Source organism: Pseudomonas neuropathica (genome assembly GCF_051174785.1).
GTDB classification, from domain to species: domain Bacteria; phylum Pseudomonadota; class Gammaproteobacteria; order Pseudomonadales; family Pseudomonadaceae; genus Aquipseudomonas; species Aquipseudomonas neuropathica_A.
Genome location: NZ_CP195111.1, coordinates 3,119,571 through 3,133,680 on the forward strand (window position 1 = coordinate 3,119,571; position 14,110 = coordinate 3,133,680).

At 57.9% G+C, this 14,110-nt stretch carries 17 protein-coding genes; 12 read left to right on the forward strand and 5 right to left on the reverse strand.

What is annotated here, in order from left to right:
* Nucleotide 1 precedes the first annotated feature (1 nt).
* The 4 genes from dapF to ACRRSD_RS14260 are packed head-to-tail and all read left to right on the forward strand — an operon-like array spanning nucleotide 2 to nucleotide 3,177.
* The gene (gene dapF / locus ACRRSD_RS14245) at nucleotides 2-832 is read left to right on the forward strand and encodes a diaminopimelate epimerase (RefSeq protein ID WP_007911094.1); all 831 of its coding nucleotides are present in this window, start codon (nucleotides 2-4) and stop codon (nucleotides 830-832) included.
* 13 nt (nucleotides 833-845) lie between these two features.
* The gene (locus tag ACRRSD_RS14250; RefSeq protein WP_122604533.1) at nucleotides 846-1,571 is read left to right on the forward strand and encodes a DUF484 family protein; all 726 of its coding nucleotides are present in this window, start codon (nucleotides 846-848) and stop codon (nucleotides 1,569-1,571) included.
* A gap of 2 nt (nucleotides 1,572-1,573) precedes the next feature.
* Entirely contained in the window at nucleotides 1,574-2,473 is a 900-nt protein-coding gene (gene xerC / locus ACRRSD_RS14255) for a tyrosine recombinase XerC (protein ID WP_122842218.1), read from the forward strand.
* The gene (locus ACRRSD_RS14260) at nucleotides 2,470-3,177 is read left to right on the forward strand and encodes an HAD family hydrolase (protein ID WP_435038430.1); all 708 of its coding nucleotides are present in this window, start codon (nucleotides 2,470-2,472) and stop codon (nucleotides 3,175-3,177) included. Before xerC ends, ACRRSD_RS14260 begins: the two co-directional genes overlap by 4 nt.
* 193 nt (nucleotides 3,178-3,370) lie before the next feature.
* Here ACRRSD_RS14260 and sutA read toward each other — a convergent pair whose 3' ends face one another.
* The 4 genes from sutA to glnK all read right to left on the reverse strand — a co-directional run bounded on the left by sutA (nucleotide 3,371) and on the right by glnK (nucleotide 6,155).
* The gene (sutA, locus tag ACRRSD_RS14265) at nucleotides 3,371-3,697 is read right to left on the reverse strand and encodes a transcriptional regulator SutA (RefSeq protein ID WP_435038431.1); all 327 of its coding nucleotides are present in this window, start codon (nucleotides 3,695-3,697) and stop codon (nucleotides 3,371-3,373) included.
* Between the two features lie 102 nt (nucleotides 3,698-3,799).
* The gene (locus ACRRSD_RS14270; RefSeq protein ID WP_102901435.1) at nucleotides 3,800-4,225 is read right to left on the reverse strand and encodes a secondary thiamine-phosphate synthase enzyme YjbQ; all 426 of its coding nucleotides are present in this window, start codon (nucleotides 4,223-4,225) and stop codon (nucleotides 3,800-3,802) included.
* Between the two features lie 215 nt (nucleotides 4,226-4,440).
* Nucleotides 4,441-5,778 (reverse strand): ammonium transporter, encoded by a 1,338-nt coding sequence (locus tag ACRRSD_RS14275; RefSeq protein ID WP_038359173.1) that lies wholly within the window; start codon nucleotides 5,776-5,778, stop codon nucleotides 4,441-4,443.
* Between the two features lie 38 nt (nucleotides 5,779-5,816).
* Complete coding sequence (gene glnK, locus ACRRSD_RS14280; protein WP_002555808.1) at nucleotides 5,817-6,155, reverse strand: P-II family nitrogen regulator; 339 nt, start codon at nucleotides 6,153-6,155, stop codon at nucleotides 5,817-5,819.
* A 413-nt stretch (nucleotides 6,156-6,568) separates the two neighbouring features.
* Between glnK and ACRRSD_RS14285 the strand changes: the two genes are divergently transcribed.
* Together ACRRSD_RS14285 and ACRRSD_RS14290 are read left to right on the forward strand one after the other, a co-directional pair.
* Entirely contained in the window at nucleotides 6,569-6,829 is a 261-nt protein-coding gene (locus tag ACRRSD_RS14285; RefSeq protein WP_242207687.1) for an accessory factor UbiK family protein, read from the forward strand.
* A 359-nt stretch (nucleotides 6,830-7,188) separates the two neighbouring features.
* Nucleotides 7,189-7,716: a BRO-N domain-containing protein gene (locus ACRRSD_RS14290; protein WP_435038432.1), complete on the forward strand. Its 528-nt coding sequence runs from the start codon at nucleotides 7,189-7,191 to the stop codon at nucleotides 7,714-7,716.
* On the opposite strand, the gene ACRRSD_RS14295 is transcribed toward ACRRSD_RS14290, so the two are convergent.
* Nucleotides 7,711-7,980 (reverse strand): HigA family addiction module antitoxin, encoded by a 270-nt coding sequence (locus ACRRSD_RS14295; protein ID WP_435038433.1) that lies wholly within the window; start codon nucleotides 7,978-7,980, stop codon nucleotides 7,711-7,713. The two genes, ACRRSD_RS14290 and ACRRSD_RS14295, sit on opposite strands and share 6 nt — an antisense overlap.
* Nucleotides 7,981-8,895: 915 nt before the next feature.
* Between ACRRSD_RS14295 and ACRRSD_RS14300 the strand changes: the two genes are divergently transcribed.
* The 6 genes from ACRRSD_RS14300 (at nucleotide 8,896) to ACRRSD_RS14325 (ending at nucleotide 14,110) form a co-directional block, all read left to right on the forward strand.
* Entirely contained in the window at nucleotides 8,896-9,348 is a 453-nt protein-coding gene (locus ACRRSD_RS14300; protein WP_435038434.1) for an N-acetyltransferase, read from the forward strand.
* A 34-nt stretch (nucleotides 9,349-9,382) separates the two neighbouring features.
* Complete coding sequence (locus tag ACRRSD_RS14305) at nucleotides 9,383-9,553, forward strand: hypothetical protein (RefSeq protein ID WP_172828102.1); 171 nt, start codon at nucleotides 9,383-9,385, stop codon at nucleotides 9,551-9,553.
* Nucleotides 9,554-9,724: 171 nt separating this feature from the next.
* Entirely contained in the window at nucleotides 9,725-11,218 is a 1,494-nt protein-coding gene (locus tag ACRRSD_RS14310; RefSeq protein ID WP_435038435.1) for a YifB family Mg chelatase-like AAA ATPase, read from the forward strand.
* Nucleotides 11,219-11,569: 351 nt separating this feature from the next.
* Entirely contained in the window at nucleotides 11,570-12,742 is a 1,173-nt protein-coding gene (locus ACRRSD_RS14315) for a hypothetical protein (RefSeq protein WP_435038436.1), read from the forward strand.
* Nucleotides 12,743-12,815: 73 nt separating this feature from the next.
* A complete protein-coding gene (locus tag ACRRSD_RS14320) occupies nucleotides 12,816-13,358 on the forward strand; it encodes an adenylyl-sulfate kinase (RefSeq protein WP_435038437.1) in 543 nt (180 codons plus the stop codon).
* Between the two features lie 2 nt (nucleotides 13,359-13,360).
* Entirely contained in the window at nucleotides 13,361-14,110 is a 750-nt protein-coding gene (locus ACRRSD_RS14325; RefSeq protein ID WP_435038438.1) for a class I SAM-dependent methyltransferase, read from the forward strand.

The window sequence follows — 14,110 nt, forward strand, 5'->3', positions numbered from 1 at the left end:
CATGCTGCTGCGTTTTACCAAAATGCACGGCTTGGGCAATGACTTCATGGTTCTCGACCTGGTCAGCCAGCACGCGCATATTCAGCCAAAGCACGCCAAGCAATGGGGCGACCGCCACACTGGCATTGGTTTCGACCAATTGCTGATCGTCGAGGCGCCGAGCAATCCGGATGTGGATTTCCGTTACCGGATCTTCAACTCCGACGGCTCGGAAGTGGAGCAGTGCGGCAACGGTGCACGCTGCTTCGCCCGTTTCGTGCTCGACAAGCGCCTGACGGCCAAACGGCAGATCCGCGTCGAGACCAAGGGCGGCATCATCGAACTGGACGTGCGTAACGACGGCCAGATCGGCGTGAACATGGGCGCCCCGCGCTTGGTGCCAGCGGACATTCCGTTCGAAGCGCCGGCGCAGGCGACCAGCTATCAGCTGGAAGTCGACGGCACCACAGTCGAATTGGCCGCTGTGTCGATGGGCAACCCGCACGCGGTATTGCGCGTGCAGGACATCAACAGCGCACCGGTGCATGAACTGGGGCCGAAAATCGAACACCACCCGCGCTTCCCGGCGCGAGTGAATGTCGGCTTTCTCCAGGTCATCGACCGCAATCGCGCGCAATTGCGCGTGTGGGAACGCGGCGCCGGGGAAACCCAGGCCTGCGGCACCGGCGCGTGTGCAGCGGCTGTCGCTGCGATCAGCCAGGGGTGGATGGATTCGCCGCTATTGATCGACCTGCCCGGCGGGCGCCTGTCCATTGAATGGGCAGGCCCTGGCCAACCGGTGCTGATGACCGGGCCGGCAGTGCGTGTATACGAAGGACAAGTACGTCTTTGAGTGAGCAGAAACCATGACCGATAAGCCTCAGGTACCCGCCCGACAGTCCGACGAATCAGCGTCCGAGAGCCTGGAGGCGGCAGCGGTTGCCGCATACCTCGAGGCGCATCCGGACTTCTTCGTCGAGCACGAAGAGCTGCTGCCCGCCTTGCGCATTCCTCACCAGCGCGGTGACACCGTTTCGCTGGTCGAGCGGCAGATGACTATCCTGCGCGACCGCAACATCGAGATGCGTCACCGCCTCTCGCATTTGATGGATGTCGCCCGCGACAACGATCGCCTGTTCGACAAGACTCGTCGTTTGATCTTGTCTTTGATGGACGCCAGCAGCCTGGAAGACGTGGTGATCAGCGTCGAAGACAGTCTGCGTCAGGACTTCCAGGTGCCTTTTGTCAGCCTGATCCTGCTTGGCGACAATCCGGCGCCAGTCGGCCGTTGGGTTACCCACGCTGACGCCCAAGTCGCCATCGGCGGCTTGCTCACCGAAGGCAAAAGCGTCAGCGGCACCCTGCGCGAGCACGAACTGGACTTCCTCTTCGGCGAAGAACAGCGCAAGCAGATCGGCTCCACCGCAGTCGTCGCGGTCAGCCATCAAGGCATCCATGGGATTCTGGCGATCGCCAGCCGTGATCCGCAGCACTACAAGAGCTCGGTCGGTACGCTGTTCTTGAGCTACATCGCCGAAGTCATGGGCCGCGTGCTGCCACGGGTCAACAGCTCCCTGCGCTCGGTACGCTGAACATGGAACGACAACTGGACGCTTACTGCGAACACCTGCGCAGTGAGCGACAGGTGTCGCCGCACACGCTGTCGGCCTACCGCCGCGACCTCGACAAAGTCCTCGGTTGGTGTGTGAAGCAGAACATCGCCAGCTGGGCAGCGCTGGATATTCAGCGCTTGCGCAGCCTGATCGCTCGTCTGCATGCGCAAGGCCAATCCTCGCGTAGCCTCGCACGGCTGCTCTCGGCAGTGCGCGGGCTTTATCACTATCTGAATCGCGAAGGCCTCTGCGACCATGATCCGGCGACCGGTCTGGCACCGCCGAAAGGCGAGCGACGCCTGCCGAAAACCCTCGATACCGACCGTGCACTGCAATTGCTTGAAGGGGCGGTCGAGGATGATTTTCTCGCGCGCCGCGATCAGGCGATTCTTGAGTTGTTCTATTCTTCCGGCCTGCGCCTTTCCGAACTGACCGGACTCAATCTCGATCAACTCGACCTCGCCGACGGCATGGTTCAAGTCCTCGGCAAGGGCAGTAAAACCCGGCTGCTGCCGGTCGGCAAAAAGGCCCGCGAAGCCCTCGAACAATGGCTGCCTCTGCGGGCCATGACCAACCCGGCGGACGACGCCGTATTCGTCAGCCAGCAAGGCCGGCGCCTCGGCCCGCGAGCGATTCAGGTACGAGTCAAACTGGCCGGCGAGCGCGAGTTGGGGCAGAACCTGCACCCGCATATGTTGCGGCACTCCTTCGCCAGCCACTTGCTGGAATCCTCGCAAGACCTGCGCGCGGTGCAGGAATTGCTCGGTCACTCCGACATCAAGACCACGCAGATCTATACCCATCTGGACTTCCAGCACCTGGCGGCGGTCTACGACAGCGCCCATCCACGGGCCAAACGCATGAAAGGCGATGATTCATGAGCATCCAGTTGATCACCTTCGACCTCGACGACACCCTGTGGGACACCGCCCCGGTGATCGTCAGCGCGGAAGCAGTATTGCGCGAATGGCTGAGCGAACATGCGCCGAATCTGGGCGCGGTGCCGGTCGAACATTTGTGGGCGATTCGTGAGCGGGTGTTGACCAGTGAGCCGGGGTTGAAACATCGCATCAGTGCGCTTCGGCGGCGGGTGTTGTTTCATGCGATGGAAGACGCCGGGTACGCCCATGATGAGGCATCCGATCTGGCCGACAAGGGCTTTGAAGTGTTTCTGCATGCGCGGCATCAGATCGAAGTATTCCCTGAAGTCGAACCGGTGCTGGAGATTCTTGCCAATCATTACTCGCTTGGCGTGGTCACCAATGGCAATGCCGATGTACGCCGGTTAGGGCTGGCGGACTACTTCAAGTTTGCGTTGTGCGCGGAAGATATCGGCATCGCCAAACCGGATGCCCGGTTGTTTCATGAAGCCTTGCAGCGCGGTGGCGCCACGGCCGAAACCGCCGTTCACATCGGCGATCATCCGGGTGATGACATTGCCGGGGCGCAACAGGCGGGGTTGCGGGCGATCTGGTTTAACCCGGCGGGCAAAGCCTGGGAAGCGGATCGCCTGCCGGACGCCGAAATCCGTAGCCTCACGGATCTGCCCGCGCTACTCGCCCGCTGGAATACCACCTCGAAATAATCCACAAACCCTGTGGGAGCGAGCTTGCTCGCGAAAGCGTCAGGTCAGTCACTGCAATGCTGAATGACCTACCGCATTCGCGAGCAAGCTCGCTCCCACAAGGGAACTGCATTCACTTCAGCTCCTTTATTCCAGACATGAAAAAGCCCGCAGCGACGGCGGGCTTTTTCAGCAAGCAAGCAAGCGGCACGCCTCAGATAGGGCGGCTGCCGTACTTGTTGTCTGGCTTCTTCGGCGGATCGGCGACCACATTGGCCTCCACTTCCTGAACCTTGCCGCCACGCGACAGGAACTCTTCCATGGCCTTGGCCAGGGCGTCGCGCTCCTTGTTCTTGGCTTCAATGCTCGGCAATTCGTCTACCGACACCGCAGCCTTGGCTTTGCCTTTGGCAGCCGGAGCCGGCGTATCGTCACCGCTATCGTCGTCAGCAACGTCTTCCGCTGCTGCTTCCAGACCTTCCTCGGCCTCGTCTTCGTCGCCTACTTCGAGGTCGTCGTTTTCCAGATCATCGTCGCTCATGTTCTACCTCATGACTTGCGAAAAGCAGATTAGTTATAGACCAGCTTTGGCAACTGTCGAAAGTCGCCGTTAAAAAATCAGTAACCATTGGTGACCAACGGTTTATGCCCCTTCACCGTGCAAGGTGGCGAGGACTTTTCGGGCACCGCCATGATCACGGTGCTCGCCCAGATAAACACCTTGCCAGGTCCCCAGTGCCAGACGACCTGCCGAAACCGGCAGACTGATCTGGCAACCAAGCACGCTGGCCTTGAAGTGCGCCGGGAGGTCGTCCAGGCCTTCGTCGTTATGCTCATAGCCGTCTGTTCCTTGTGGGATCAGACGATTGAAAAATCGTTCGAAGTCGCGACGTACCGCCGGATCGGCGTTCTCGTTGATGGTCAACGACGCCGAGGTATGCTGCAGCCACAAATGCAACAGACCGACCCGGCACTCCCTGAGTTCAGGCAGGCCTTTGATCAACTCGTCCGTTACCAGATGAAAGCCCCTGGGCCGTGCCCGCAGGGTTATCAGAGTCTGTTGCCACATACAGTTCTCCGCACGTTCGGGGCGCATTCTAGCGCGCTCTGGGAAAAAACAAAGGCCCTAATATTCCTGCAATGATGTAAGCCATTGGCCGCAGAAAAACGCTCGTCGTAAACACGACCAAAGCCGTACGAAAAATCCTTTCAGCTGTTCTCTCTGCGACAAATTCCAGACAAAAAAATGCCCGGCGAACCGGGCAAGTTTTTTAATGCGCGTACTTACAGGTTGTAGCCACGTTCGTTGTGTTGTGCCAGATCGAGGCCAACCGACTCTTCTTCCTCGGTCACACGCAGACCCATGACGGCGTCCAGGACCTTGAGGATGATGAAGGTGACGATCGCGGTGTAGATCACTGTGAAGCCTACGCCTTTGACCTGAATCCAGACTTGCGCACCGATGTCGGTGACGGTGCCGAAGCCACCCAGCGCCGGTGCAGCGAACACACCAGTGAGGATCGCGCCGAGGATACCGCCGATACCGTGTACGCCGAACGCGTCCAGGGAATCGTCATAACCGAGTTTGCGTTTCAGGGTGGTGGCGCAGAAGAAGCACACCACGCCTGCAGCCAGACCGATCACCAGTGCGCCCATCGGGCCTACGGTGCCGGCAGCTGGAGTAATCGCTACCAGACCGGCAACCACACCCGATGCGATACCCAGTGCGCTTGGCTTGCCGTGGGTAACCCACTCGGCAAACATCCAGCCCAGTGCCGCAGCAGCGGTAGCAATCTGAGTGACCAGCATTGCCATACCGGCAGTGCCGTTGGCCGCCGCAGCGGAACCGGCGTTGAAGCCGAACCAGCCAACCCACAGCATCGCCGCGCCCATCAGGGTGTAACCGAGATTGTGCGGAGCCATCGGGGTGGTCGGGAAGCCTTTGCGCTTGCCCAATACCAGGCAGGCAATCAGACCGGCGACACCGGCGTTGATGTGCACCACGGTGCCGCCCGCGAAGTCGAGTACGCCCCAGTCCCACATCAGGCCGCCGTTGCCGGACCAGACCATGTGCGCGATCGGTGCATAGACCAGGGTGAACCAGATAGCCATGAAGATCAGCATCGCGGAGAACTTCATCCGCTCGGCGAACGCACCGACGATCAGCGCCGGAGTGATGATCGCGAAGGTCATCTGGAAGGTGATGAACACCGCCTCAGGGAACAGAGCCGCTGGGCCGGTCAGGCTCGAAGGCGTGACACCGGCGAGGAACGCCTTGCCCATGCCGCCGAAGAACGAGTTGAAGTTGACGACGCCCTGCTCCATGCCGGTGGTGTCGAACGCAATGCTGTAGCCATAAATGACCCACAGGATGCTGATCAGACCGGTAATGGCGAAGCACTGCATCATCACGGAAAGAATGTTTTTCGAGCGAACCATGCCGCCGTAGAACAGCGCCAGGCCGGGGATGGTCATGAACAGCACAAGGGCTGTCGAGGTGAGCATCCAGGCAGTGTCGCCGGAATTGAGGACTGGGGCCGCCACTTCGTCTGCCGCCATTGCAAGGCTTGGCATTACGATGGACAACAGGGCTCCTAGCCCTGCGAATTTACGCAGAGTCATATTGTTTTCTCCTGGGGCGTTGGGGTTTGTGGCGGCGTTTAAATCGCGTCGGTATCGGTTTCGCCGGTACGGATGCGGATCGCCTGTTCCAGATTGACCACGAAGATCTTGCCGTCACCGATCTTGCCGGTGTTGGCCGCCTTGGTTATCGCCTCGATCACCCGATCCAGATCCTTGTCGTCGATGGCCACGTCGATTTTCACCTTGGGCAGAAAATCGACCACATATTCCGCGCCGCGATACAGCTCGGTGTGACCCTTCTGCCGGCCGAAGCCTTTGACTTCAGTAACGGTAATGCCCTGCACGCCGATTTCGGACAGCGACTCGCGCACGTCGTCCAACTTGAACGGCTTGATGATGGCAGTGACTAGCTTCATGAAACTCTCTCCCGAATTGGTGGACTTGCCCCAGGAAAACAAACCCGACTCAAGTCTAAGCGCAGTGCCTGGCTTTGTAACGCATCGTCGGCCGTACCTGCCCGACTGACGCCAGCTAACCGCTGCTGACGAAACTCCCCGCTCCGTCTGCCGCACTGCATTCGTCACAGCGACTGCATCAGTGCATGGGTCGAAGGTGACTAAGCAGAAACCTTGCCATCTCGCCAAAATCCCCTGATTTCAATCCCTTGGCCGCTGCTGCCAGCCATCCCGCGCAAAACGCTATCCGGATACGCACAACAACGGTGCGTCACCGTCCGTCCGCCTGCGCGAAAAGCGTGCATCCCTGACCACGGGATTGACTATAGACACTGCGTGGTACACTGCCGGCCATTGTTTCCAGGACATCCATCATGCTCGCGCCCAAAGACTTCCTCGACGCCCTGAGCGGCACCGCCTCCCGCCTGTTCAGCGGCGACACACCGCTGCCGAAAGCCGAAATCGAAAGCCAGTTCAAGATGCTGCTGCAAAGTGCCTTCAGCAAACTCGATCTGGTAAGCCGTGAAGAGTTTGATAGTCAGATGGTTGTGTTGGCGCGTACTCGCGCACGCCTCGAGAGCCTTGAAGCCAAGGTTGCCGAGATGGAAGCGAAGCTGATTCCGCCAGCGGAATAATCTGCGCCCCCTGTAGGAGCTGCCGAAGGCTGCGATCTTTTGATCTCCAGCCCTTCAATCATTGCGGCAACGTCCTACAACCTTCACCACCGCCGTCCGATTGCGCCGAAAAGCCCAGGTTTCTAAGCTCACCCGATGCTGAATGTTCAGCAGCGGGTTTGGCGACCTGGACAGCTTAAGGCGCACGACAACCATGATGGCGGCTACATTTACCGCCACATCGTTTCATGGCGGTTGTGCGTGGGAGACCTTCGGGTCTGCCGGGTTCCTTTTGCTCCGGTTCGCCAACCCGCGTACAACTGCCACCCAATCGTTTGGCGACGATTGAGGGCAGCCCCTTAAGCAAGAGGAACTGCTCAATGAATCAAGAAGAGACTTATCTGACCCCGCACATCTTCACCCGCCACAAACTCCCCCTCCACGCTCTCCTCATCCAGAACCAACCCTGGTTCTGCGCCCGAGACCTGAGCCGCCTGCTGCACATCTACCTCAACGAACGCATGCTGCGAAAACTCGACCCCGACCAATATCAAACCCGCAAAACCCTCATCCACAATCGAATCGAAAACACCCTGCTGATCAGCGAATCCGGCATCTACGCCCTCCTCGTCTACCACTACTGCCCCGAATACCGAGCGCTACGCGAATGGCTCACCCACCAAGTCATCCCCACCCTGCGCGACACCCAACATCCCTGCACAAGCGAACGTCCACACCTGAGCCTGCTCAGTTGGCCGGACATGACGTTGAGTTTGTTGCACTGGAATAATCAGCCGTGGATTCGATTGGAGGATGTACCGTTGATGGTGGTGGAGCGGGAAAAGCAGAAACACTCCGAGGCAGGGCCATGGTGGAAAAGAGCTTCGCGGATACTGCAATTGCTATAAACCCGCATGCCGGAGCTGGGCCCTGCGCAAATCGTAAGTCGATTGGAGATTCATCCAGAACTCAGGCGTAGTGCTGAGATGAGTGGCAAGGCTGATTGCCAGATCGGCGCAGATTCTGAGCTGGCATTTCACAAGCTTTTCGATCTCACTTTCGGGCCATTTCGTGGGCATGGCCAGATCCATGACAGTCATGCCCAACGGCTCCATGAATTCCTTATTCAGAACCTCGCCCGGATGAATCGGGCGCATACCATTGCGGTTCATTTTTCGCCTCCAGAGGCTGCGTTGAGTGGCCAAACTGGAGCATCCGACTCCCGGATACAAGACCTTCACCCCCCCCTTTCGCCGGCGTCCTACAACTATTAGGGCATGGCCCTACAAACATCAGCGTCTGCGCCCAGTTATGCAGCCCTTACGCATGTCATTACATTGGCAAACGAAATACGCCCATCATGATGGAGGTATCTGTGAAGGATAAGAAGAGGAAGGAAAAGCTATTTCAGATTGTTGATTTGCACCTCGAAGCACTCCGTTTGGCTGGGGATATGTCAGCCAACCAACGGCGATTTATTGAAGTTGCTGTTACATGTGGGCCAGCGCTTGAGCCAAGCGGCGCGCTGGCCGGTAGAAGGTCCTGAGTGAAAAATAAAAAAGGCGTCCATAGGACGCCTTTTTTGTGTTCGGAGGAGTAGTCGCAGCGATTCTTTAGCTCCCGACTTCACGGCCTTGGGTTCAGAATCCGACAGGCTAGCCCGTCGTCACTACTTCAGAGAAACCAGCTTTCTCTGCTGCCAAAAATGCGGGGGAGCTTTGCTGGTGCCCAGTCCCGACGAATGCGCAGTTGCAGTCCTCGAGCGTGAGGATCCTTCAGTACCGCTCAGGAGTCAAAGCTCATTTACGATCGAGAGCAGCGCAAAACCCTCATCCATGCCGGTATAAAGTATTGCCTCTCCGCCCTCTCACACCCTGAACTGGCCATCTCCAACGTCCTTCACTAACGCAAGCACAGTCCTACGAGGACCGTCCCCTACGTCTGATTACGTAAGCATCAATGCCTTCGATATCGTCTGCAGATTGATCCCACAGAACAAGACGATGCGAAGAAAAGGCAAAGGTACCGAACTTCGAAATCAGACACTCAAATCTGATTCCCGAAAACTCGCACATCAAACAATGTCCATGGACCCAGAAGCCCTGGCGGCTGGAGTTGATGCTCTGTCACTCAGGATCGATCCGATTACTCCAGTAGCAATCAAAGCATTCCACCAGTGGACCGGCCCCGTTGGGTATCCCTGGGACGCTGTTTTGGACTGGAAGACCAAAGATGCAAAAGGGCTGGACTTGGCGTTCTGGTACGAAGAAGAACTGTGCGGACTGTGCTACGCAACGCCGCGAAGAAGCACGATCTGCATGAAAATTGTCCTTTTGCAGGGACACACCTGCAAGACGAATACCTTGCGGGGCTGGATCGCTCCGATGGCATTGCTGACAACAGAGTTCTACGCCCGGAAGCTGGGGTGCACGCAAATCGAAGTACAAGAGCCAGACTCAGGCGCCATCCCTTACTATCAAACGCTGGGATTTTATTTTGATACAACCGGTCGCCTTGTCTTTCCATTGGACGACCAATAAGATCGAATCAAGCATCCCGGCACGTGAGGTGTTTATGAAGCAGAAGAAGCAGCAAACCCAACCGGCACGGGTTTCCAAACCGGGTACCGAGGCACTCGGTCTGCCGGACAGAGTTTCAGCCAGTCAGCGGCATTTTCTGAAAGTGGCCGCGACCTATGGCAAGGAAATGGAGCCCGATGGTTGGCTTGCCGGTGGTGGAACCTGAGTACCGCAAAAATGACCGCCTAACAGGCGGTTTTTTTATGCCTGCAGGTTATTGTCTCCTGCAACATCCGGTGAAAATTCGCTCATAGAACCCACCTACCAACATCCCCTCCCACGACTACCCTTCAAAAACCCGCAGGAAGCGGCCCCCGATTCAGCTCAAGGAACGACCATGTCCCTCTCCATCGTCCACAGCCGCGCCCAGATTGGCGTGGAAGCCCCCGCTGTCACCGTCGAAGTTCATCTGGCCAACGGTCTGCCGTCGCTGACCATGGTCGGTCTGCCCGAGGCGGCGGTGAAGGAGAGCAAGGATCGGGTGCGCAGCGCGATCATCAATTCCGGGCTGCAGTTTCCGGCGCGGCGGATCACCTTGAATCTGGCGCCAGCGGATCTGCCCAAGGACGGTGGGCGGTTTGATCTGGCGATTGCCTTGGGGATTCTGTCGGCGAGTGTGCAGGTGCCGTGTCTGACGCTGGATGATGTGGAATGTCTGGGTGAGTTGGCGTTGTCCGGCGCCGTACGAGCGGTGCGCGGCGTGTTGCCGGCCGCACTGGCAGCGCGCAAGGCGGGTCGTGCGCTGGTGGTGCCGCGCGCGAACGCCGAGGAGGCGTGTCTGGCTTCGGGATTGAAGGTGTTTGCGGTGGATCATTTGCTCGAGGCGGTGGCGCATTTCAATGGGCATACGCCGGTTGAGCCCTATGTGTCTGACGGGTTGATGCATGCCAGCAAGCCCTATCCGGACTTGAATGAAGTGCAGGGGCAACTGGCGGCGAAACGGGCGTTGCTGATTGCTGCTGCGGGGGCGCATAACTTGTTGTTCAGCGGGCCACCGGGAACGGGGAAGACCTTGTTGGCCAGCCGATTACCGGGACTGTTGCCGCCGCTGACCGAAAGTGAAGCACTGGAGGTCGCGGCGATTCAGTCAGTTGCCAGTGGCGCGCCACTGACCCATTGGCCGCAGCGTCCCTTCCGGCAACCGCATCATTCGGCATCCGGGCCGGCACTGGTCGGTGGCAGCTCAAAACCGCAACCCGGCGAAATCACCCTCGCCCATCATGGTGTGTTGTTTCTCGACGAACTGCCGGAGTTTGACCGCAAGGTCCTGGAGGTCCTGCGCGAGCCTCTGGAGTCCGGGCACATCGTCATCGCCCGGGCCAAGGACCGCGTACGTTTTCCCGCGCGCTTTCAGTTGGTGGCGGCGATGAACCCGTGCCCCTGTGGATATCTTGGCGAACCCAGTGGCAAGTGTTCGTGCACGCCGGACATGGTCCAACGCTATCGCAACAAGTTGTCAGGGCCGCTGCTGGACCGGATCGACTTACACCTGACGGTAGCGCGGGAGGCGACAGCGCTGAACCCTGCGGTAAAGCCAGGAGAAAACAGCGCCAGTGCGGCCGCGCTGGTAGCGGAGGCCCGCGAGCGACAACAGAAACGCCAGGGATGTGCCAATGCGTTTCTTGATCTGCCAGGCCTGCGTCGCCACTGCAAGTTATCCACAGCCGATGAGGCCTGGCTGGAGTCAGCCTGTGAACGGCTGACCCTGTCACTGCGCTCGGCGCACAGGTTGCTCAAGGTCGCCAGGACGTTGGCCGATCTGAGCCAGGAAAAGGACATCACGCGCGAACACTTGGCGGAGGCTTTGCAGTATCGGCCGGCAACACAATGAAAATGGCAACTCTACCGCAACGGACTGCTCCGAAAATAACCATCGAGCGCTGATGGCCATTGACCGACATGTGATATAACGACAGCGCTCTTTTTTACGACTTAGCCGTCTATCGTCAAGGCATCGAGCATTTTTCAGCGTGAAATGGAGGCGGGACATCATGGACAAGATTTCTACTGTTCACCGGGCAAAACTGCTCAATCAACCAGCGTATTCATAAGCCAAACCTGGCCTGGGTGCGTGTATCTGGTCATTAGTTTATATCCAGACAACTAAAAAAGCCTTTGCCCAACGTTATTACTCCGTTTGACACTGGCCTTATTTAAACAACTCAAAAAGCCAAACTTCATCATGAAAACAGTTTATTTGCTCAGCAACGTTGCGGATGGTGGCAAAACATATCTCGAGTATCTGATCCCGGCGCTCAACTCGCTTCGAGAAAAATATAACTGTGTTGTACTCAATACTGATCGCACCGGCTCAAGCCGAGAGGAAGTCGAAGCTGTCCTCGACTACCCGGTACAGCAGATTGGCAATGACTTCATTGCGAGCCTGAAATCGCAGGTTGTCATTTCAAATGATGCCTACGCCGGACGCATATTGGACCATTCAAATTTTGGCATCTTCATCAGCCACGGCAATGTCGGGATGCCGACCAAAGACAAGTATTACTACGCTGAGCTGACCTCTTACTGGGATGCGATCATCTCTTCTTCCCGGTCGGGCTTTGATTTGATGACGGCCGGGCTGCAGGCCTACCGTCGCGACAGAAAGGCCCTGAAAACAATGTTGATCGATGGGCTGGCCTTGCGTTCGGACATGCGCACGACCAGCCCGGTGGCTACGCTGCCGGTGAAGATTCCCGGCATCTTTGAATCATCGCCACCTTCGAAAAAAACCTCGGACAACTATGTCGTCGGACTTCTGCCGACCCAAGTGGGTATCTGCCCGAACGGGGCGACACTGTATGAAAACCTGCAGACCGTCATCAATGCAGTCAAGTCGCAAATTCCCCACGCAACCTTCATCTTGCGCCCGTACATGGCCGAACTTTCCCATCCGACCGTGAAGGATCTGTGCGAACAACTGTCTGCCCATGACTGGATAACCATCGACAAGACCGGGACCAGCAGCACGGTTTTCTACGCACAATGCGACACGGTCATCACCGATGCATCCACCGGTGGCGTTTCGTTCATGCTCAACACCTGCAAGCTGCCAATTTATTATGTGCCCTTTACCGAAGAGAGCAATCTCACGGTCGACGCCTGGCTAAAGCAAATGGACAACCTGTTGCCAATTGCCAGAAGCAGTAATGAGCTCAGAGACATGGCACTGGGGTTCAGCCTGCTGAAACCAGAAGACAGCTATTACATATACAACAAGTTCTACCAGGCACAATACAGCGAATTGCCCCTGCCACAGGAAGTGTTCCAAGACCTGATTGAATACCGGCACGAGTCGAAGTACTGCTCACTCTCGATTGACTCTTTCGGGGACATTTACGAGCGGGACAAACATTAAAATTACGCAGGTCTGACCTCATGCGAGGAAACAGCCTGCCGATACACTCGAATCGAACACAAGTCAGAACACTATGAAATGTGATGCGGGTGGACAGGTAATCTGGATTACGGGCCTTTCAGGAGCGGGCAAATCAACGCTGGCCGGTGAATTGGTTGCCAGACTGCGTGCGGAAGGACGATCGGTGGTCATGCTCGATGGCGATGAACTGCGCGAAGTGTTTGGCGCAGCCGCCGCCAACTCTCAGAACCATGGCCGCGAAGGTCGCCTGGCCCTCGCTCTGCAATACGCTCGTCTGTGCAAAATGGTTGCAGCACAGGGACAAACCGTGGTGATCGCCACGATTTCGCTGTTTCGCGAGGTTCACGAGTGGAACCGCGCCCACCTGCCCAAATATTTCGAGATTTATCTGAAGGTGCCCGTCGAGGAGTTGCGTCGCCGCGACCCCAAGGACATCTATCGCCGTTTCGATGCAGGCGAACTGCACAACGTTGCCGGGCTCGACCTGGCCATTGATGAACCGCTGGCCGCCGACTGCCTGGTTGAGTTCGATCGCGAACGCTCCAGCCAACGCCTGGCCGATGATTTGCTCCCTAAAATTCTTCGAAGGAACTGACTATGAAAACCGAATGGGACTACACCACTCTGGCCGATGCCTATTTGAAGCGCCCTGACTACGCCGACGCGGCCATCGACGCCATGCTGTCGATTGCCGGTGCCGAGCAAGGCGACAAGTTCTGCGACGTCGGTGCGGGTGTTGCGCACTTGACGCTGATGCTGGCCGCCCGTGGCCTGGATGTCACAGCAGTAGAACCCAACGATGCGATGCGCGGCAATGGCATCAAGCGCACTGCAGAACTGCCGAACGTCAAATGGCACGAAGGCACCGGTGAAGCCACCGGCCAGTCGGCGCAAGCGTTCGACATGGTCACGTTCGGCAGTTCCTTCAACGTCTGCGACCGTCAGCAGGCCCTCAAGGAAACCGCGCGCATTCTCAAGCCGCGCGGCTGGTTTGCCTGCATGTGGAACCACCGCAATCTGGAAGACCCGATCCAGGCACGCATCGAAGCGATCATCAAAGAGCGCGTGGCCGGTTATGGCTACGGCACCCGTCGCGAAGACCAGACCGCGGTGATCGATGCCAGCGAATTGTTCGGCCCGGTCGTGCATCTGGATGCCCGCGTGATTCACGAGCAGTCGATCGAAGAATGCCTCGAAGCCTGGCGTTCGCACGCCACGCTGGAACGTCAGGCTGGCGCCAGCTTCCATGAAGTGATCGCGGCCATCGACGACTACCTGAAAAGCCTGCAGACGCCGTCGATCCAGATTCCGTACTCGACCAACATCTGGGTTGCTCAACTGAGATAA